The sequence below is a fragment of the Bacillus cereus group sp. TH152-1LC genome (assembly GCF_027710505.1).
Classification (GTDB): Bacteria; Bacillota; Bacilli; order Bacillales; family Bacillaceae_G; genus Bacillus_A; species Bacillus_A mobilis.
Genome location: NZ_JAQFNK010000008.1, coordinates 1 through 18,499, shown reverse-complemented (window position 1 = coordinate 18,499; position 18,499 = coordinate 1). Strand labels below are relative to the sequence as shown.

The window sequence follows — 18,499 nt, the reverse complement described above, 5'->3', positions numbered from 1 at the left end:
TACGCTTTTTATTTCGCATTCGTTTGTATCATAATGAGGCACATATCATCTGATTGTGCTTTCTTCTGTTCTTCCTTGTAAAACCCTTCTATCTCTTCTTCTAAATCTCCCCATTTTCTTTCTGTAAAAGCACGTAATTTCTCTTCAGACTCAAATTCATCATGTGCAATTGCTTCAAGAACACCATCTGTAAACAATACAATTTGAGCGTTCTTCTCAAAAGATATAACTGTCTTTTCAACTTTTATTTCATCAAAAAATCCTACCGCACAACTCCCGCGATTTAGTTCCACTACATTCTCTTCATCAACTAAAACATATCCAGCAGGATGTCCTGCATTTACATATTCAATGGTTCTTTTTTCTGTATCAACTACTAAGTATATCGCTGTAAAATAATATGGAATATTGTCATTCTCATTATGTAAAAGAGTCATATATTTATTTAGGTCTTTAATGACAAGTTCCGGATCGATTAAACATTTAATCGTTTCACGTAATACAGACGAAATAAACATACAAACTAATGAAGCAGATATACCATGTCCCATCACATCTAATAATATAATACCGTAGCGGTTTTCATCGATTTTATACCAATAATACATATCTCCAGCTAGTTTGAATGAAGGTAAGTAACTTGCTTCAATTTTTATATGATCTTCTCGTAATGGGCTACTTAATAAGTTTCTTTGTACTTGTGTAGCTAAATCTAGTTCATTCCGAAGGTTTTCTTCTTGTTCTTTATGCCAATTTAATTCCGATTTCAAGCGTAATGCTACACGCATACGCGCTAACAATTCAACTTTATTTATTGGTTTCGTAATATAATCCATTGCGCCTATATCAAGCGCTTCAGCTAATTTATTCGCATCTTCTAAAGCTGTTACAAAAATAATAGGAATATCTTTAAACTTCTCCTCGTTTTGTAATCGCCTACAAACTTCAAGTCCATCAATTTCAGGCATCATGATATCTAATAGTATTAAATCAATTTCATTATGCCTGGAAGAATCTTTTCCAAAATGGATGTATTCGAAAAGCTCTTGTGCAGAATTAAGCGATACAAGATCCTGATATCCGGCTTGTTTCAAAATTTTTTCAATTACAAAGATGTTCACCGGATTATCATCGACAATTAAAATGGACACAAGTTATTTCCCCTTTTCTTATTTAAAATATAAATCGATTATCATTTTTCTATTTTTCTAGTATTGCACACTCAGTTATAAAATGAAAATTTCCTACTCAAACATATTTATACAGCAAAAGAACAAACCCCCTAGAAATGAGAGTTTGTTCTTTCACTCTATAAATTTTCACTATTAATTTAACACCATTGCTTTGTCACTTAAAAGACGATCTAATTCTTCCATATGATTTGTTTCATCTGCGATCATATCTTCTAACTTTACAACTAACTCTGTCATATTTAATTTCGCTGCCTGTTCTTTTCTCGTTTCATAGCGCTTAATTGTTTCATATTCTGATTGTCTAGCGTATTCTAACATTTCTCTAACATCTTCTACTTGTTTCACTGGTAAAGGGATTGTAGTAGGTGTACCACCTAACGTCTTAATTTTCTCCGCTAAATATAGGGCATGTCCTTATTCATCACTAATTTCAGATTCAAAGAAAGGTTTTTACACTTGTCTATATATACCAGAAACTGTAGCTGCATTATGGTTATACATAATAATTGCCGAGTATTCTCCTGCTAAATCTTCATTCAATCCTTCGATTAGTTCTTTCACATCGTGTGACATTTTTATATCTCCTCCTATACTTAATAACTACCCCGTTTCTCATGTTTTAAACATAATTCTTTTAAATTTTTATGTATCTAAAAATGCCGCTTGCTTCAATTTACTTATTGCTTGTCTTTTAATACGAGAAACGTGCATTTGTGAAATACCTAACCGTTCCCCTGTATCCTTTTGATTTAAATTTTCTCCAAATATATAATGAATGACACTCTTTTCGGTATCATTTAATACGTTAAAAATATCCTTTAAAACGAGACGTCTTTCTGTCTCTTCATATCCTTGCTCTACTTCACCTACAGATTCAATTCTCGCTACCGAACTTCCATCAGATGAATTTTCAACTACATCATCTAAGGAAGATACTCGATAATTATTTTTCGCATCCATAATTTCTAGCACTTCCTCTTCGGATAGTCCTAAATGATCTGCAATCTCTATAATCTTCGGTGAACGTTGCAAATGATCTGTTAGCTCCTCTATCGCAAGTTTAATCTTCCCGCCTAAATCTTTAATTCGCCTTGGAACATGAATACCCCAAGTTTTATCACGTAAATACTTCTTTATTTCGCCTACTATCGTAGGTATTGCAAACGGCTCAAAAGCATTTCCTATCGAATAATCATACCTTCTTATTGCGCCTAAGAGCCCTAACATCCCTACTTGTATAATATCCTCATGCATCGGTCCACCTTTTGAATAGCGATATGCAATGGAATGTACGAGATTTTTATAGTGATTAACTAATCTTTCCTGTGCTTCATCACATTGGTTTTGTTGGAACTCTGCAATTAGTTTAATAACGTCTTCTTTAGCAAGATTTGTAGGTTGAGATTGGATTTCCATCATTCTCCACCTGCTCTCTTTGTATATATTTTGTCATTAAAACTGTCATGCCCTCATCATGCATAATTTGTATATCATCCATTAACGTATTGATTAAATATAAACCTAAACCATTTTCTGGCAAATGTTCTACTGGTTTATTAATATCATACGGACCAACTTTCCTTTTTAAAGTGCTGAAATCAAAGCTAACCCCATTATCCGCAACCATAATTTCTAATCGATCTTCATATAAACCAAAGACAATTGTAATTTCTCCAACGTCTTCTTTATATGCATGTTGCACAATGTTTGTACAAGCTTCACTAATAGCAATTTTCATATCTTCTATATCGTCATAAGCAAAGCCCATTCGATTCGCAACACCAGCCATTGTTAAACGAATAATAGCTACATATTCTGCTTTTGCAGGAATTTTCATTTCTATCTTTTCAAATTTCTCCATCATCCCTAGTCACCTTCTTTCTACTTTTTCAAAATCGGAATTCAAATTTAATATTTCTGTTAGTCCTGTAATATCAAATAATCTTTTTAGTCTTTTAGATACACCAATAAACTCTAGCTTTCCATCATTTTTCTTAATCGCTTTTAATAGAGCTATAAACACGCCTAAACCTGTACTATCCATTTAATTATAAATAAATTTTCTACACCTTTCCCAGCTTCATGCTTAAAAAATGCTACCAAATGTTTAAACCTTGTAAATTTGTGTATGTATAATGTATAAACATTATTTTTAGGGGGATCTATCTATGGAAGAGCACAAGTTTAAAAAGGGAGATTTCGTTCAATTTTCTTATCGACACGATCATGCTACAAAATTAATTGGTTCCATTATTAACATACTAACGAATACAATTGTAGTTGATATAGGTAATGATGAGGACTTATCTCATATAGAACCAAGGCAAGTCGTAAGAATAAATAATTGTGAAAAAGTAACAATGGTTTAATACATAATAGAAAGTATAATTTTAATGAGTGGGGGTTCTTCATCCTCCACTCATTCCTATGCAGATTACATGAAAAAAGCATCCAAATTATTTTAATTGGATGCTTTTTTATGTATATTTATCAGTTTGTTAACCTTATAGCTATATATAATAAACTTAAGATTACTATTCATTATCATACTTACGCTTTCCGCAGCATTCTAGAAAAGAATGTAACGATTAAAATAAAGACGATTGCACCTAATAACGCTGGAAGAACGAAAATGCCTCCCCATTCAGGGCCCCAATGACCAAATAACGCACTACCTACCCAAGATCCGATTAATCCAGCAATCACATTACCAACTATACCTAAAGGAAAGTCTTTTCCTGTAATCATTCCAGCTAACGCACCAATAAGTCCACCTACAATACACGTAATAATAAGTCCCACTATTAACCCTCCTATATTCGTTTTATATTGGATTTATCAAGCTTTGGTATGTAACCAAAGCTTGATAAACATGTATTATTCTTTATTATCCAATCCATCACTTATCTTTTGTTTCACTTTTCCGACTTTTTCTTTTATAGTTCCTTTCGTCTTCTCCCACTTCCCTTCATTTTTCAACTCTCTATCCTCTGTAATTTCACCAATTCCTTCTTTTACTTGTCCCTTTGTCTTTTCAACCTTACCCGTAATTTGTTCTTTCAGCCCGCTCTCACTCATATTTCCCATCTCCTTTTCGTAATAGATTTATAGATTTAAAGAGTATACATGCATCTTCTTTCTTGTAACCATTCACCGACTCTTTCTAAATCCTTAACGAATAACAAGATTTTCCCTTCATCCAGTTTTTCTTCATAAAAGTTAGCTTCTTCCTCATTAAGTCCTAACTCTTGCATCTTATTTCTTAATTGATCTCCCGTTTTTTGAAAGACGTTAATGATGCTTGTCCCAAGTCCCTCCTCTTTTATCCCAATTGTATTCACGTCTGCATTGTCTGCAATTCTATCTGTCCTTTCTTTTTCATGTGTTAATACGTAAATATCTTTTTGGTCTATTCCTTTCTTCACTAGATCATTTGCCGCATTCATGACCTCTTTCTCCGTAATAAATTCATATACAAAAGGTTTACTATACTTCGTTTCCATCTTTAACTTCCTCCTCTAAAATGAATTATTTGTTATATTATATGTAGTACACCCATTTTCGAAATGTTAAACATAAAATTTGAAAAAAGTTGTTTGATTTTTTTCTATCCTAAAACTAGTAGAATAAATCTACTTACAATAACTACCTTAATTAACAGAAAATTGTTACAATTAAACATAAGGAGGGATACTATGAAAAAAATCATATCTATATGCGCTCTAACCGCTATATCTTTCACTTTAATAGGCTGTGCCAGTACCTCAGCTACAGACAAATCTCCACAAGCTAAACAAGAACAGAAGCAAAATGCCTTTCAATTAAACTCCGCAAATATTACAGATATTGAAATACTTAGCACAATAAATAACAACGTTTCAAAATCTCAAACAGATAACGAAGAAATAATACAATCAATCGTTTCAGCAGTTCAAAAAGGCACTCCTAAATCAATTACATTAGATCAAAAAAAGAAAGAGTCTGCGCATTCTACTATTACCGTTACATATAAAGATGACACGAAAGAAGAGTTTCTTGTGTGGGTTGATAATAAGGAGCAAATTACGATTGCTAAAGATGAGAAGAAAAATAAGGTTGAAGGTGTGGTAGTGAATATTAAAGATGCGAAAATGATGAAGGATTTCTTTTAAAATTCTAATATAATCGCAGTAAAAAAAGAGTAGAATTACATCCTACTCTTTTTTTAATCCTGTCCAATAAATAAACTTTAATCAGTGGGGGTTTTATTCATCCCCCACTGATTATTAGTTGAACCAATCGGACGTTTACGGACAGTTGATCTCCCACCTAACTTCTTTGCTCCAACTGAGTTTTGAGGTGGGAGTTTTACTGTCCGTTAACGCGGGATAAAATCTATTTAAGGTCTAATTTTGCTAAATCATGTTGTAAAACATTATTTCCTTCTTGTGGATTAAATACTATTGCACTAAGACCAAAAACATTCGTAACAACATCTCTATCTTTCGGACGAATGATTCTTACTTCATAAGCAAAAAGTCCTGGAGGAAGAGCTGCTGAACGAAAAGTAACATATCGATTAGGTGCCAATGTTTGTGTTGAAGGGTCTACTAATGGTAACAATACCGGAGAACCCGATGACCAATCAAACATTTCAACAGTTACTGTATGAGTATCATCTGGATCAACATTCATCGCTTCCACAGTAAGAAACAACGTAGCGGAATGTCTACGTAATATACCCGTTGATAAAGTTTCATTGTGATGTTTATAACATTTTCCAGGAGGATGACCATAGCCATAACTCATATCAATTCCCCCCTTTCATTTACAATTAAGGACAAGTATTCCTTATAATATATAATGCTAGTATTATTTTAATGAAAGGTATAAAAGCGGATTTCCATCTGTATTTTTGGATATTTTATTTTTCACTTATTCCCTCTTAATGAATAATATAGATTCTCCTATTTTGCCCTTGAACTCTTTCTAAGAATAAATAAATCTATTTTGGAAAGGACCTGCTCCATTCATTCGTAAAAGCATAAAGTAAATTGAATCCGTTAAAACACATGAGTGAACCTTTGGTTTTCCCCTCCTATTAAAAGGAGGAACTATGATGGGCTTTTGGGGTAGTTGTGGCGGCTGTGGCTTCGCCGGAGGATTTGCATTATTAGTTGTATTGTTTATTTTATTAATCATCGTTGGAGCTGCTTGCTTCTGCTAAAAAACTATCGGAAAGACACTCATGTGAGTGTCTTTTCTTTATATGTAAAAAAAGCCCACCTATTTCCGTAGGTGGGCCTTATCTTTATTACACAATATCAAAGTATACTCTCTTTTCCTCTGAATTTTTATGTAATTATACATATTTACAACAATACATGTAGTAATTTATAAATTGTGGGCATGCTCTATAAAGTTGCTTCTTTTGAAAGAAGTAACATATCAATTTTTAGTAACTTTAGCTATATAGGGTCACCCTACATAAAAATTAAAAAAGGAGTGAATTTTCACTCCTCTTTTTTACTTGTGGATTTTAACACTCATTAGATCGCTACTAGAATTTTGCTTCTCTACGCTTATATCTATTTTAAGTTTGTTTTTATTTATATCAAAATTACCTGTACGTGTATTAGAAGACACTATATTATCAATCTCTGTACTCAAATCTAAGTTTGGATTTATCATAGTGATCCACTTTTTCCCTAACTCTATTAACGCATTATTACCTTGACCTCTATCAATTACAAAATTAACAGTAAAGTTATTTTCATCATCACCCCTGACAGTGAAATTCCCATAAAATTCTGGAATCCCCTCTAATACCGGAGAGAATAAAACGACCTCTGAACCTGGACCACCTATCGCTGAATACTTTAATTCAGCATTATATTTTGTGTTAATTTGAGTAAGAAGATTTTGTGCTTCCTTAGATACAGATTTTTTCAGTACAGATGAGCTCTCCATCCAACCTTCATAATAATAAATATCATCGATTACTAAATCTTGTGGGATAACAATAGGCTTTGACTCAGGCTCTTTTTCTGGTTTTTCAGATTTAATAATTGCATTGTATAAGAATTGTGCATACTGCTCACGAGTTACGATACTGTTAGGCTCAAACATATTATCTCCCGTACCAACAGTAATTTTATTTTCTTGTAATGCGCTAATAGCGTCTGTTGCCCAGTAATTTTTATTTACATCTTTGAAAGTGGTAGTAGATGTCGCTTTTAAGTTAAAAGCCCTTGTTAATACAGCAGCCAATTGTTCGCGTGTTAAAAGATCATCCGGACCAAATTTACCGTCGCCGAATCCACTCATAATACCTGTTTTACTAAGACTTAAAATTTCTTTTTCAAACATATGACCTTTAATATCAGTAAAAGCGTTTGGTGCATTAGGTTCATCTGCTGGATTCAAATAAAGGTATATCATTCTAGCTACTTGTCCACGTGTAATACTATCGCCAAAACCAAACATTCCATTTCCATAACCAGCTACAATATTTCGCTCTTGTAAATTCATGATTGCTTTATAAGACCAGTGATTTACAGGAACATCTTTAAATCCTATCTTGTTTTCTGCTTGTACATTTGTTAGGGGTGTTAGTGTTGTTGATGCAATAACTGTCCCCGCCAATATTAGTTGTTTAAAATTCATAATTAAATCCCCTTATCCTTAATATAGTGTGTTCATAAAGAATATTACACACACCTTATTTAATATTAATATATAAAGATATTAAATACAGGTTAATTATGGATATTTTAAACATATTATTCCATTGGATACTATTTACAAAGTGATAATCATAATAACTTGTTTCCAATACGTATTCTTTTCCTTTACCCATTTTAAAAAGATACATTTACAAACTCAAAAAATCCCCTCAAAGCGTCAGCTTTAAGGAGATTTCTTCTATCATCTTCTCGCCTCATACAACCGATTTGCTTTATACGAGCAAATGAAAAACATACATGTCGCAACGGGGATAAACGTCCAAAACAGTCCTCTCATTAATGCAAATGGTGTTTCAAATAAGAATGACCATAGAAATGATACGCCTTGCTTATCCCATAATCCAGGCGTCAAGTATAGTTCTTTCGGATTTACAAATGCATCTACATTAATCGTGTTATTATACATAAATAGAAATAATATCGGCAAATAACAGATCACTAATTCTAAAAAGGTTTTAGATAGACGTTTATACTTCCCCGCTCGTGACATTTGATCTGAGAAAATGTCATCTTCACTTTCTTCATTTATCTTTTTAAAATAGTACGTACCTGACCACCGATTACCAGCTATATGCTCCCAGCCACTATCTTCAAATAACGTGCAGTAATTAATAAATTCACTTTTTCTACTAAATACTCTATGGTCTATTCTAATCGTCGCATCTTCCGGCTCTGTATATCTAAATGTATAACCAAATGTAGTACTTTCTAATTGATAGCCTTTCCAAGCCATCTCTTCTAACCATTTTTCCTCTTTCTCAAAGTCTAAAAAGAATTTCAATCTCCACATCATCATTTCCCCCTAACTATACGTGTAATAAACTCTTTGTAACCTCAATAATGTGCTGCATTCTCATAAAGTCTAAGTGCAATACTTCTTTCCCACGTCCCGTAATGACATACACTTTTCTTCGTTTATCTTCACTTTTTACCGATTCTATTAACCCTTGTTTTAATAAATTTTCAACCGCACCATACAATGTACCCGCTGCGATTTTCACTTGATGATTACTCAGTTCCTCCACCTTTTGCATAATTAAATATCCATGAGCTGGCTCTAATAAAGCTAAAAGAACGTAGTACGTTGTTTCCGTTAATGGTAAATTTTTATCTCTATTCATAAAGACCTCCAATGTAACGATAAATATATAGCTAAACTATATAGTCTAACTGTATAGTTTGATTTTATACAGTTTAACTTTATATGTCAAATTAAGTTAAAAAAAAAACAACCTAGATCCAACATGGAATCTAGGTTGCTTTTTTACATAAACGTAATCGTCACTAAAGAATATCCTTCTTTCGCATTATACGGCTCAGCTTTATAAGAAACACGATTTGCTCCTTGTGGATAACCGATTTCTCCAATTACTTTTTTCACATCTTGCAATGCGCCATCCATTGATTGTTTATAAAGAATTTCGATCTTTGGTGACTTTTCGTTATAACGTTGCTGCATTTTATTTTTGAACTCATTATAGTTATTTGCGATGTATTCATTTCCTAAATAATTTAACTTTGTATCTTTTAATATTTGCTGATATGCAGGGATCTTCGTACCACCTGCCGCAATTTTATTTGTTAGTGTACTATAATAATTTGTTGTAGCTTGCGGATAGTCCCCTCGGTTCCACTCATGATTTCTTGCGATTTGCTCATCTGATAAGTTGAAATAAGAATACGTTACACGCCCTTGTTCATCTGGCACCGGATCATCAAATGTTGTATCAAGGTGATACCATTTGTTTTCGATTTTCACCAAATTCCAAGCATGGGGCTGACCGTCTCCAGTTCCTACTACAAAATGATTCTCAATTCCAGCTTCTTTTAAATAGTGCGTAACCTTGGCAAACCGCAGAACGATTTACGAGTGCTTCATATGCTGTGTAAGCTTTATAAGACGTATCGTAAGAAATATGCTTTACGACATAATCATGAATCGCCTTCACTTTTTCGTGATCATCCATTCCAACTTGCGTAATCGAAGAAACGATTGCCTTCGCTTGCTTCATTACATATTCTGTTTGTTCTTTCGTTTCACGATATGTAATCTTTAACGTAAACGTATAATTTCCAGAAGATCCAGAAATTCCATATGAAACATTCGACCTATTATAATTTGTATACTCATTTTTACTTGCCACTTCTTTATAGGCGTTAAAAAGTGTATTCATTACTTCTTCCTGATTACTATTTTTCGTTTTATATGGAAGTGTAATATTCGTTTCATACGCATTAATACGCTTTTGCACTTCATCTTTGAATGCTGTTAATAATGCCGCATCTCCTGTATCTTGCACCGGAACTTCAGGCTGTTTATATTTCAAAGTATTATATAAAAACTGCGCATATTGTTCACGTTTTACCGTACTATATGGCTCAAACTTCCCTTCACCTGTACCAGAAGCAATCCCGTTTGATTGCACTGCACTTATCGCATTTTCACCCCAAAAACCACTCGGAACATCGTTAAATGTATGCTTTTGTTTTGCTGAAAGATGGAAAGCGTTTGTAAGAATTTGTGCCATTTCTGCGCGGCTAACAGAATCTTTCGGTCTAAAACCACCGTTTGCATCACCTTTAAAAACCCCTAATTTTGTTAACGTTAAAACCTCTTCTGGGAACAATGTTGATCCTGTGCGAATATCTCGATACGGATTGTTTAAAGTAGATCCATCTTGTAATACGTAACGAGCACCGTCATTACTAAACGTACCACCTTGCTTATTCGGTACTAACACACGATAAATTAAAGCTGCAACTTGCTCTCTCGTCGCAACATCTCCGAAACCAAACTTCCCATTTCCATAACCTGAAATAATATTTTTATTCGCTAAATCTTTAATCGCCGGATACGACCAATGCGACGTAGGCACATCAGAAAAAATACCCGCCTCAGCAGCTCTCACGTCACTGCCGTTTGTATACAATAAAGCACCACCAATAAGTGATAATGATGTAATTGATTTTAATAGTTTTGTGTACATAATTCCTTCTCCCAATACGTTCTCTATTTATGTTATTTTTTGTCGAAAAATCTAAAAGAATATGACAAAACATATTATACAATTAAAACTTTTTGAGGGATACAATAATTTTTGAAATATGCAAAAACTCATATTAGTATATTTTTTCGTATTAATATTATGTTGTTTTACTTGCGGATATATAAATAAAAAAGAAATACAACATACAAACAGCCCAAGCTCCTCACCGAAACTTGGGCTACTTCTTATACTTTTGTACAAAAACAATAAAAATTTGGCCATATGACCACTATTACTTTAACAAAGGTTTTCACTAGAACCTTCTATACTATTTAACTGACTCTACTTGTTTTTCTAATTCTCTTCCAAGGAATGTAGCAAGTTCAAGCATACCAAATTGATTCGCTACAGACTCTGCGTCAGAATTATAGTTTGTATTTGTATTAATATCATACGTATAAATTGTTCCATCCACACTGCGAATAAATTCAATACCAGCGACGGTAATTTCATTTTCTTTCAAAAACTCTTTGTATTGTTCAATAATTGGCTCGTGGAAGTCTGATATAATTTCAAATTTTGTTGGCGCTTCTGTCTTACTCTCTTCTCCTACTGGGCAGAAAGCATCTTGAATCGAGCACGCATCTGCTGGACAAAGTTCAAATCCTTCTGATGTATCTACTTTAACCGCATATACAAACTGACCGCCTACAAACTCACAACGTGTAATATATGGTTCGGGCGCTTCAATATATTGCTGAATTAAAGTAATTCCATCAATCGGTTCTTCAAACGCTGGACCATCCAAATATTGTTCTAAAGCATCAATGGAATGAAACAGTTGAACACCAAGGCCTTTACCTGCACGGTTATGCTTTGTAATGAACGGTACTTCCCCTAACTCCTTTGCCGCTTTTACTATATGATCACGGCCAACAGCACCAATTGTTTTCGGCACTTGTATCCCAAATTTTCTTAATGCTGCATATTGATTCAATTTACTTACTTCAAGGCGTAATGCATGAGATCCGTTAAATACTGTGCGCCCGTATCCCTCTAGCCAAGCAAGAACCCCTTCAGTTAATTCAGGTGCATATCGATGCCCTCTCGTATGTGAGGAGGCACTCATACGGCTATAAAAAACACCTTTGGGAGGTTCTTGTTCTAATGAAAGTGTTCCCTCATTTAAAAGCCATTCCTCATACGGTAACTCCAGTTCTTCCAACCTTTTTACTAAATGATCCGTCCATTCCTTATTCTCATGTAATATGTAAATTTTACTCATTTGTAATCAATTCCTTTCTTTTCGCTTCAACTAATGGCATCACTTTTTCAGAAAATCGTTTCATCTCTTCAAGCTGTGGTGAAAATTGTAAAAGTAATAACGTAACACCCACTTTTTCAAAAGCAAGTATCCTTTCTGCAATTTGTTCTGGTGTTCCGATTAAATTAGGACGTAACCCGCGATTCGATACGGAATAATCATTGAGCTTCACTTGCTGTTCCAACTGCGATTTACTCACAAAATCTTGGTAACCCGCGTAACCTAACGCATCATCTTTCACATCCGTTATGCGTTTCCATTCTTCTACTGCCTCTTCTTCTGTATCACGACAAATGACGTAAGCCGCAAGCCCGAATGACTGCAATGGCTCCTCTGTCACTTTCTTTCTACGATTCTTCATATCTTCTATTTTCACAGATACTTCTTCCACTGTTCCCCCGTGCATTACATATGCATCCGCGTGATTTACAATAACCTCTTTTCCTCTCTCACTCTCACCACCTGCATAAAGCTTAATTCCTTGTTTCTGCACAGGTTTTGGACTTAAATGTGTATGCTGAAGCTCATAAAAGTTCCCCTTATAAGAAAACTCGTCTTCTTTCCAAAGCCCCTTCAAAATTGTTACAAATTCCTCTGTGCGATCATACCTTTCATCATGTGCGGTAAATACTCCGCCATACTGTCTCGCTTCTTCTTCCCACCACGCTGAAACTACATTCAATGTAAAACGACCATTACTTAATTGATCGATATTCGCTGCCATTTTCGCTGTAACTGCTGGATTATGGAAGCCAGGTCTTACAGCCGTCATAATCTCTAATTTATCCGTCACTGCTGCAAGTGCTGCCGCAGTTGTCCACGCCTCTAAACTTGGTGCTGACACACCTTTTATATCATTTAAATTTAATTCTGCAATCAGTGTTGTTGAAAAACCTAATTGTTCTGCCGCTTGCGCTGTTTGCTTTGCATACTCAAACGTAGGTGGCATAGATTCATCATCTACATTTCGAAGCCATCCCCCAAAAACCGGTAACCAAAAACCATACTCCACTACCTATTCCCCCTTTAACTTTTAGCCATAAAAAAAGGCTACTCTTATCACAATAAGAGTAGCCTTCTTGACTAAGTGAACCGCTCTTATCTTTCAGGTGTTTTTTCACCTGCAGGATTTGGCACCTTTCGTCTAAAACGAGGTTGCCGAAGTTTCATAGGGCCCGTCCCTCCACTTCTCAGCATAAGAATTGTTTGATTTCCATTTATTATAATCATCTGAATAATAAAAATCAATATTTCAATACTTATTTTTCCGATACACATTAAATGATATGTAAAAAATCATATTATTATAGAGGTTTATAGGGGTATTATGTTGTTTTACTTGCGAATATATAAAGGGCTATGTTGTATCATGTCGAAAACATCATGTATAACCAAGTTGCTTTACTTCTATCTTAAAAATACAGAAAAAGAGGTGTTAGTAGCATGAAAAATATACGATGCGAGAATTGTGGTTCTACTACATTTAAAGAAGGAAGAGTTGGATTTGCTTATCATGCATATGTTTGTGAAAATGATTCTAGTAGGCTCTTTTCAGTGGGAAAACGTTCCAAACTATTAACTACATTTTGTTTAGAATGTGGTGAGGTGAAATCATTTAGAGTGGAGAAGCCGGAGATATTTAAGGAATAAAACACTAGAATCGAGATGTCCTTCATGTGGAAAAAAACTGATTTTCTTGATAGATGTGGTTGTAGTTAATACAAATACCATTCCGGTGGAGGCTCTTTTTTTAAGTCAGGAATAAATTTTTACTGCGGTACATATGAACATAAAACATCTGATTATAAAATAAAAAAAAACGCTCATTTGAGCGTTTCATCTATATACCTAATAATTACTTTTTCTTCCCTTTGATCTAATAACTCTTTATACTTCAATATTACGTCAACCCCACGGCTCTCCATGCGTATATTGTATAACGTTTGTTGTATTAACCTTTGATTGTTCTGTTGGAGCATTTACTCCATTTAATAGTATGACCGTAATTATTAATCCAATTGAACCGCTTATAATTCTTTTCATTTTAAAGCCCCCTTCTGAAAACCTTTTTCTTTTTCTTTATATCCTAAATAGAAGTATTCACTGGATTTTATTGAATTTCCTTCTTTATGATATTTAACCGCTAATTTTTCAGCATATTCCTGGACATATTGCCATAAACCTACTTCATTAAAGAAGGAAATTCCTTTAGAAATAGCTAACTCTAATTCTTCAGCAGAAACATTCTCATTCATTCCCTTTAGAATGGTAAAATGATGTTCATATTCTTTTTGTTCTAGTTCATTACAGATTACTAATCCTTTTTCAATTAAAGAGGCTGCAAGCTTTGTTTTTCCTAACTTTAAATTCTCTCTAGCTTCCAAAAAAATTGCTCTAAAGTGATTCGGGATTTTTTGTGATACTTCTGATAAATAACGAAGTGCTAAATCAGATAGGTTTTGCTCTGCATACATAACCCCTAAGCTATGTCGAACTCGTAACATTAGCTCTTCTTCATTCTGCTTTTTCAAAATATCCAGAGACGACATAAAATAAACTTCTGCCTGTTCAAATTCATTTAACTTTACACATGCTAAACCCAGAACATTGTCACATGCTGCAACCTTCCTGCTATATCCGTACAGCCCTTCAAATGTATTCCTTGCTCTAGTTGCATATTGAATGACTAAAATAGGCTGGCAAACATGATAATAATAGCTGGATAGCTTAAAGTTAAATTCTGCTTTTTCAATTGGATCCTGAATATTTTCCAACAAAGATTCTGCTATTCCATAATGCTTTTCAGCCACTTTAAAATCACCGTTTACCGTAGCATGAGAAGCCTTAAAGAAATGGTAATAATATAATAAAGATTCATCCGATGGCGCTTCATCTAACTTCATTTTTCTTAGATCATTCTTAGATATATCAGATTGATGTGGATAAAACTCTGCACTTAACATTTGAAATCTAAAATTTAAAAGTGCATAAAACTCTGTATTCTTTTGATTTTCTTCCATACTATTCATTTTTGTATCAATACTTTGTTTTAATTCCTTTGCCTTAACGAAATTCTGTGAACGAATTTCTCGATACCAATCATGTAAAAGTAAAGTGATTTCTTCCTTTTTTATTACGTGTACACTCATATAGCCCCTTCTCCTTTGTCTATAGATTACTAACATAATAACAAAAATAAACCTATAAAACATTTAATTTTCTGAATATTATTGTTTCAAAAAAATTTCTCAATACATTTTCACCATTTCAACTCTTTAAACTTATAATTTGTTCTGTCCCTTATTCGTTTCTATATATAAAATAACACTTCATTAGTAGTAATGATGAAATATGAAAGTCTATCCTTTCATAAGAAAGCCCCTTTTCTTTTTTCTCGATGATCGATATTACTTAACATGTAAAAAAAGATTTGGATAGGAGTTCAATACATATTATTAAAATTAGGATGGTTCAAGTCGGAGGAAGGCACCTTTGGGTGTCTTTTCTTTATTTCTCAATATAAAAACTTTAAGAATATGCTATTATTTTGATACAAATTCCCTTTTGTGCAATGAGATAGCAATAAAGATAAGACCCACCTATTTCCGTAGGTGGGTCTTATCTTTATTACACAATACCAAATTATGCTCTCATTTTTTTATAAACTTTATGCAATTATACATAGTTATAATAATTACACAAAATAAATATTACATGTAGTAAAATATAAATTGTGGATACATTCTATAAAGCAGATTCTTTTGAAAGGCGTAACATATCAATCATTGCAGAAGGTGTGGCGTCACTCTAATACTGATCTCAAATCTCTTGTATTTTGTAAACTAACAATCTGGTGTATATAGATGATTCTGTTTTATAGGATGTGTTTACATGTATAACAAAGGGATAATACGGATAGGTTTATATTAAATGAGCGTGGTTCAAGTCGGAGAAAGGCACCTTTAGGTGTCTTTTTTTTATGGAGGATCAGTTTAAAAACTAAAAATAAAAGAACCTCAATAAATGAGGTTCAAAAAATCTACTATTTTAAATTACCTTCGTAAAAAGCAACTCCATTTTGAACATGTTTTAAATACCACGTAATCGTTCCACCACAAACATTTTCATTAAAACTATTAGCATATACTCCATTTGAGTAATAAAGAGTTCTTTTGAATTTACCATTAGAATACTCATAAGGAATTGAGCATGTTGCTTGCTTCGGAGAGCTCACATCTTTTTGTATATCAGCTGAAGCTGCCCCAATTCCTCCTGTTAATGCAATACCAGTTGCCAATAGCCCTACTACTAATTTCTTAAACATAATAAATCCCCCTTTAATAGTTTTTATATCTTACAACTCAACTGTATCACTTTTGTAAATTATGTAAATATCTTGAATATGTAGAAATATTTATTTAACTTTTGGTAATATTGGGATTTTATTTTATCAAATAGAAAATAGAGGGAGTTAGAAAAGTATGTAACAATGCATAATAAATCAATCGGATATTATGATATACTCACAAAGAGCTGATACAAAATTTCTTTAGATTGGAAAACTAAAGTCTTATCTACCTAACAGGAAGGCGCCTAATGGCGTCTTTTCTATATTTTCAAAAGGACCTGCTCAATTCATTCTTTAAAACATAAGGTAAAGTGAACCCGTTAAAATCCATGGAATGAACCCTAGTTTTACCCTTTTATCTAAAGGAGGCACTATTGTTATGGGATATGGTGGTAGTTGCGGCGAAGGCTGCGGTTTCGCTGGAGGATTTGCTTTACTAGTTGTATTATTTATTCTATTAATCATTATCGGATGTAGTTGTTTCTGCTAAAAAACTATTAGAAAAGGTACCTATATATAGGTACCTTTTCTTTATGTGCCTTATTCATTATCTGGTTCCAAACTATTAACTACATTTTGTTTAGAATGTGGTGAGGTGAAATCATTTAGAGTGGAGAGGCCGGAGATATTTGAAGAATAAAATATATCGAAGACATTTTTAACAAATTCCATTACTATTTTCACCAAACTCATCCATTGAATTAACCGTTTTATTTCATTGATATAATTACATTTGAATCGTTATACAGGAGCAAAAATCAAGTACGAAAGAACACTGCAGAAACTGATATTTTCCCTATTTCTTTTTCTCTATATACAAGTCGTAAAAACAGAAACAGCTAAAAGTCCTCGTTGAATTGTTAAAGCAAACAATCCTGTAATTCAATATTATAAAACCATCAACTAAGATAGTGAATGTATTTACCCTATTACATTTCACATGTTGCTCTTAAAATACAAATTTTTCATCGTGATTTTATAAACGCCTTCCATTTAAACACGAAATAATTAAGGCAAAAATAAAAGGCATGCTCCCGGTAAAATACCGAGTCCATGCCTAAGAAGTTTTCTAATAAACTAACTATAACAATCTACAGCTTAAATTACAGTGAATAATCTAAATTTCTTTATTGTTTGATTCGTTGTCGAGCGAATAGAATTCCCCCTAAACCGAATAATACCATACCTACAAGAATTGAAATACTTTCTGTAGATGTTCCTCCTGTGTTAGGAAGTAATGTCGGCTTATCATTTTCTGTAATAGGTGGGGCTTTTGAATCGCTATTTTTTTCTGTATTTGCATTTTGATCTGTGCTTGGATCTTTTGGATCTGTATGTTGTTCGTCCTTGATTTTTGTATTTGTGATGTCATAACCATTCACTTCGGATTTATATCCCGCTACTGGTTGTTCTTTCACTTCATACTTATAAGCTAATCCGTTCGCATCATACACTTGTAGTTTTTCAAACGTGTACTTCCAGTTTGTTCCCACGCTTACTTCTTTCGTTTCAATAACTTTTCCATTCTGTAATAAGTCTACTTTGATGGATGCTGGGCGATCTATTGCATCGTTATCATTCCATACTTTCTTACCACTTACTTCTGTTTCATCCTTATTCTTGTAAGTATTTATAATTTTTGTTCCTTCTACTTTTGTTTCATAGTTTTTCACTTTTACTTCATCTACTGTGTACTCGTACTCTTTTCCTTGTTCATCGTACTTCGGTAGATCTTTAAAGCTAAAGTTCCAGTTTCCTTCTTTATCTGCTTTTACTTCTCCTGTTTTAAATTCTGTTCCATTTTGAAGCAATTGTACCTTAATGCTTTCTGGACGTGTGTTGAATTTATTGTCGTAGTCTTCCCATACTTTCTTACCATTTACTTCTGTTGTTTCTGTATTTTTGTACGTGTTCGTGATTGT

General features: G+C 33.5%; 21 protein-coding genes, 3 pseudogenes and 1 riboswitch. Of the genes and pseudogenes, 5 read left to right on the top strand and 19 right to left on the bottom strand.

Annotated elements, in window-relative coordinates; translation table 11 throughout:
• Positions 1–8: 8 nt before the first annotated feature.
• The 5 genes and pseudogenes from PDL00_RS18630 to rsbV all read right to left on the bottom strand — a co-directional run.
• Positions 9–1,151, bottom strand: coding sequence for a fused response regulator/phosphatase (locus PDL00_RS18630; RefSeq protein WP_242257432.1), 1,143 nt, complete (start codon positions 1,149–1,151; stop codon positions 9–11).
• A gap of 174 nt (positions 1,152–1,325) precedes the next feature.
• A pseudogene (locus PDL00_RS18625) lies at positions 1,326–1,766 on the bottom strand (ferritin-like domain-containing protein).
• 69 nt (positions 1,767–1,835) lie between these two features.
• Positions 1,836–2,612, bottom strand: a complete 777-nt coding sequence (gene sigB / locus PDL00_RS18620; protein WP_242257431.1) for an RNA polymerase sigma factor SigB — start codon at positions 2,610–2,612, stop codon at positions 1,836–1,838.
• Positions 2,575–3,057, bottom strand: coding sequence for an anti-sigma B factor RsbW (gene rsbW, locus PDL00_RS18615; protein WP_061678677.1), 483 nt, complete (start codon positions 3,055–3,057; stop codon positions 2,575–2,577). Before rsbW ends, sigB begins: the two co-directional genes overlap by 38 nt.
• A gap of 6 nt (positions 3,058–3,063) precedes the next feature.
• A pseudogene (gene rsbV, locus PDL00_RS18610) lies at positions 3,064–3,237 on the bottom strand (anti sigma b factor antagonist RsbV); the annotation flags it as partial.
• Positions 3,238–3,361: 124 nt separating this feature from the next.
• On the opposite strand from rsbV, the gene PDL00_RS18605 reads away from it, so the two are divergent.
• Positions 3,362–3,562: a methyltransferase gene (locus PDL00_RS18605; protein WP_242257171.1), complete on the top strand. Its 201-nt coding sequence runs from the start codon at positions 3,362–3,364 to the stop codon at positions 3,560–3,562.
• Between the two features lie 181 nt (positions 3,563–3,743).
• On the opposite strand, the gene PDL00_RS18600 is transcribed toward PDL00_RS18605, so the two are convergent.
• The 3 genes from PDL00_RS18600 to PDL00_RS18590 all read right to left on the bottom strand — a co-directional run bounded on the left by PDL00_RS18600 (position 3,744) and on the right by PDL00_RS18590 (position 4,696).
• Complete coding sequence (locus PDL00_RS18600; protein ID WP_000522903.1) at positions 3,744–3,995, bottom strand: GlsB/YeaQ/YmgE family stress response membrane protein; 252 nt, start codon at positions 3,993–3,995, stop codon at positions 3,744–3,746.
• Positions 3,996–4,070: 75 nt separating this feature from the next.
• Entirely contained in the window at positions 4,071–4,271 is a 201-nt protein-coding gene (locus tag PDL00_RS18595; RefSeq protein ID WP_270730567.1) for a CsbD family protein, read from the bottom strand.
• Between the two features lie 35 nt (positions 4,272–4,306).
• Positions 4,307–4,696 (bottom strand): general stress protein, encoded by a 390-nt coding sequence (locus PDL00_RS18590; RefSeq protein ID WP_061678673.1) that lies wholly within the window; start codon positions 4,694–4,696, stop codon positions 4,307–4,309.
• Positions 4,697–4,888: 192 nt separating this feature from the next.
• Here PDL00_RS18590 and PDL00_RS18585 point away from each other — a divergent pair, with 192 nt between their 5' ends.
• Positions 4,889–5,344, top strand: a complete 456-nt coding sequence (locus PDL00_RS18585; protein WP_270730565.1) for an LptM family lipoprotein — start codon at positions 4,889–4,891, stop codon at positions 5,342–5,344.
• Between the two features lie 223 nt (positions 5,345–5,567).
• Here the strand turns inward: PDL00_RS18585 and PDL00_RS18580 are convergent, their stop codons facing one another.
• A complete protein-coding gene (locus tag PDL00_RS18580) occupies positions 5,568–5,981 on the bottom strand; it encodes a hypothetical protein (protein ID WP_172554330.1) in 414 nt (137 codons plus the stop codon).
• 310 nt (positions 5,982–6,291) lie between these two features.
• On the opposite strand from PDL00_RS18580, the gene PDL00_RS18575 reads away from it, so the two are divergent.
• On the top strand, positions 6,292–6,399 hold the full coding sequence (locus PDL00_RS18575) for a YjcZ family sporulation protein (protein ID WP_270730563.1): 108 nt from the start codon (positions 6,292–6,294) through the stop codon (positions 6,397–6,399).
• Between the two features lie 299 nt (positions 6,400–6,698).
• Here PDL00_RS18575 and PDL00_RS18570 read toward each other — a convergent pair whose 3' ends face one another.
• From PDL00_RS18570 to PDL00_RS18545, 6 genes and pseudogenes are all read right to left on the bottom strand, one after another.
• Positions 6,699–7,838, bottom strand: a complete 1,140-nt coding sequence (locus tag PDL00_RS18570; protein WP_270730560.1) for an S-layer homology domain-containing protein — start codon at positions 7,836–7,838, stop codon at positions 6,699–6,701.
• A gap of 261 nt (positions 7,839–8,099) precedes the next feature.
• Entirely contained in the window at positions 8,100–8,711 is a 612-nt protein-coding gene (locus PDL00_RS18565; protein WP_270730558.1) for a DUF2812 domain-containing protein, read from the bottom strand.
• Between the two features lie 13 nt (positions 8,712–8,724).
• On the bottom strand, positions 8,725–9,039 hold the full coding sequence (locus tag PDL00_RS18560; protein WP_063263595.1) for a PadR family transcriptional regulator: 315 nt from the start codon (positions 9,037–9,039) through the stop codon (positions 8,725–8,727).
• A gap of 143 nt (positions 9,040–9,182) precedes the next feature.
• A pseudogene (locus tag PDL00_RS18555) lies at positions 9,183–10,905 on the bottom strand (S-layer homology domain-containing protein).
• Between the two features lie 328 nt (positions 10,906–11,233).
• Entirely contained in the window at positions 11,234–12,190 is a 957-nt protein-coding gene (locus tag PDL00_RS18550; protein ID WP_270730556.1) for an ATP-grasp domain-containing protein, read from the bottom strand.
• Positions 12,183–13,241 (bottom strand): LLM class flavin-dependent oxidoreductase, encoded by a 1,059-nt coding sequence (locus PDL00_RS18545; protein ID WP_270730555.1) that lies wholly within the window; start codon positions 13,239–13,241, stop codon positions 12,183–12,185. Before PDL00_RS18545 ends, PDL00_RS18550 begins: the two co-directional genes overlap by 8 nt.
• A gap of 83 nt (positions 13,242–13,324) precedes the next feature.
• Positions 13,325–13,431, bottom strand: a riboswitch (SAM riboswitch).
• A 241-nt stretch (positions 13,432–13,672) separates the two neighbouring features.
• On the opposite strand from PDL00_RS18545, the gene PDL00_RS18540 reads away from it, so the two are divergent.
• Positions 13,673–13,879 (top strand): hypothetical protein, encoded by a 207-nt coding sequence (locus tag PDL00_RS18540; protein WP_242257163.1) that lies wholly within the window; start codon positions 13,673–13,675, stop codon positions 13,877–13,879.
• Positions 13,880–14,134: 255 nt separating this feature from the next.
• On the opposite strand, the gene PDL00_RS18535 is transcribed toward PDL00_RS18540, so the two are convergent.
• The 3 genes from PDL00_RS18535 to PDL00_RS18525 all read right to left on the bottom strand — a co-directional run bounded on the left by PDL00_RS18535 (position 14,135) and on the right by PDL00_RS18525 (position 16,553).
• A complete protein-coding gene (locus PDL00_RS18535; protein WP_098585446.1) occupies positions 14,135–14,272 on the bottom strand; it encodes a Phr family secreted Rap phosphatase inhibitor in 138 nt (45 codons plus the stop codon).
• Positions 14,269–15,378, bottom strand: coding sequence for a response regulator aspartate phosphatase (locus PDL00_RS18530; protein ID WP_270730552.1), 1,110 nt, complete (start codon positions 15,376–15,378; stop codon positions 14,269–14,271). Before PDL00_RS18530 ends, PDL00_RS18535 begins: the two co-directional genes overlap by 4 nt.
• Before the next feature lie 893 nt (positions 15,379–16,271).
• A complete protein-coding gene (locus PDL00_RS18525) occupies positions 16,272–16,553 on the bottom strand; it encodes an LCI fold-containing protein (RefSeq protein ID WP_061680502.1) in 282 nt (93 codons plus the stop codon).
• A 403-nt stretch (positions 16,554–16,956) separates the two neighbouring features.
• Here PDL00_RS18525 and PDL00_RS18520 point away from each other — a divergent pair, with 403 nt between their 5' ends.
• Positions 16,957–17,067, top strand: a complete 111-nt coding sequence (locus tag PDL00_RS18520) for a YjcZ family sporulation protein (RefSeq protein WP_000540371.1) — start codon at positions 16,957–16,959, stop codon at positions 17,065–17,067.
• Positions 17,068–17,704: 637 nt separating this feature from the next.
• On the opposite strand, the gene PDL00_RS18515 is transcribed toward PDL00_RS18520, so the two are convergent.
• On the bottom strand, positions 17,705–18,499 hold a 795-nt coding region (locus tag PDL00_RS18515; protein ID WP_270730550.1), incomplete at its 5' end, for a Cna B-type domain-containing protein.

What these genes read in the sequence shown, in the direction of transcription:
- sigB (WP_242257431.1), bottom strand. Translation starts at nt 2,612, where the DNA reads ATGATGGAAATCCAATCTCAACCTACAAATCTTGCTAAAGAAGACGTT.
- rsbW (WP_061678677.1), bottom strand. Translation starts at nt 3,057, where the DNA reads ATGATGGAGAAATTTGAAAAGATAGAAATGAAAATTCCTGCAAAAGCA.
- PDL00_RS18605 (WP_242257171.1), top strand. Translation starts at nt 3,362, where the DNA reads ATGGAAGAGCACAAGTTTAAAAAGGGAGATTTCGTTCAATTTTCTTAT.
- PDL00_RS18595 (WP_270730567.1), bottom strand. Translation starts at nt 4,271, where the DNA reads ATGAGTGAGAGCGGGCTGAAAGAACAAATTACGGGTAAGGTTGAAAAG.
- PDL00_RS18590 (WP_061678673.1), bottom strand. Translation starts at nt 4,696, where the DNA reads ATGGAAACGAAGTATAGTAAACCTTTTGTATATGAATTTATTACGGAG.
- PDL00_RS18585 (WP_270730565.1), top strand. Translation starts at nt 4,889, where the DNA reads ATGAAAAAAATCATATCTATATGCGCTCTAACCGCTATATCTTTCACT.
- PDL00_RS18580 (WP_172554330.1), bottom strand. Translation starts at nt 5,981, where the DNA reads ATGAGTTATGGCTATGGTCATCCTCCTGGAAAATGTTATAAACATCAC.
- PDL00_RS18575 (WP_270730563.1), top strand. Translation starts at nt 6,292, where the DNA reads ATGGGCTTTTGGGGTAGTTGTGGCGGCTGTGGCTTCGCCGGAGGATTT.
- PDL00_RS18570 (WP_270730560.1), bottom strand. Translation starts at nt 7,838, where the DNA reads ATGAATTTTAAACAACTAATATTGGCGGGGACAGTTATTGCATCAACA.
- PDL00_RS18565 (WP_270730558.1), bottom strand. Translation starts at nt 8,711, where the DNA reads ATGATGTGGAGATTGAAATTCTTTTTAGACTTTGAGAAAGAGGAAAAA.
- PDL00_RS18560 (WP_063263595.1), bottom strand. Translation starts at nt 9,039, where the DNA reads ATGAATAGAGATAAAAATTTACCATTAACGGAAACAACGTACTACGTT.
- PDL00_RS18550 (WP_270730556.1), bottom strand. Translation starts at nt 12,190, where the DNA reads ATGAGTAAAATTTACATATTACATGAGAATAAGGAATGGACGGATCAT.
- PDL00_RS18540 (WP_242257163.1), top strand. Translation starts at nt 13,673, where the DNA reads ATGAAAAATATACGATGCGAGAATTGTGGTTCTACTACATTTAAAGAA.
- PDL00_RS18535 (WP_098585446.1), bottom strand. Translation starts at nt 14,272, where the DNA reads ATGAAAAGAATTATAAGCGGTTCAATTGGATTAATAATTACGGTCATA.
- PDL00_RS18530 (WP_270730552.1), bottom strand. Translation starts at nt 15,378, where the DNA reads ATGAGTGTACACGTAATAAAAAAGGAAGAAATCACTTTACTTTTACAT.
- PDL00_RS18525 (WP_061680502.1), bottom strand. Translation starts at nt 16,553, where the DNA reads ATGTTTAAGAAATTAGTAGTAGGGCTATTGGCAACTGGTATTGCATTA.
- PDL00_RS18520 (WP_000540371.1), top strand. Translation starts at nt 16,957, where the DNA reads ATGGGATATGGTGGTAGTTGCGGCGAAGGCTGCGGTTTCGCTGGAGGA.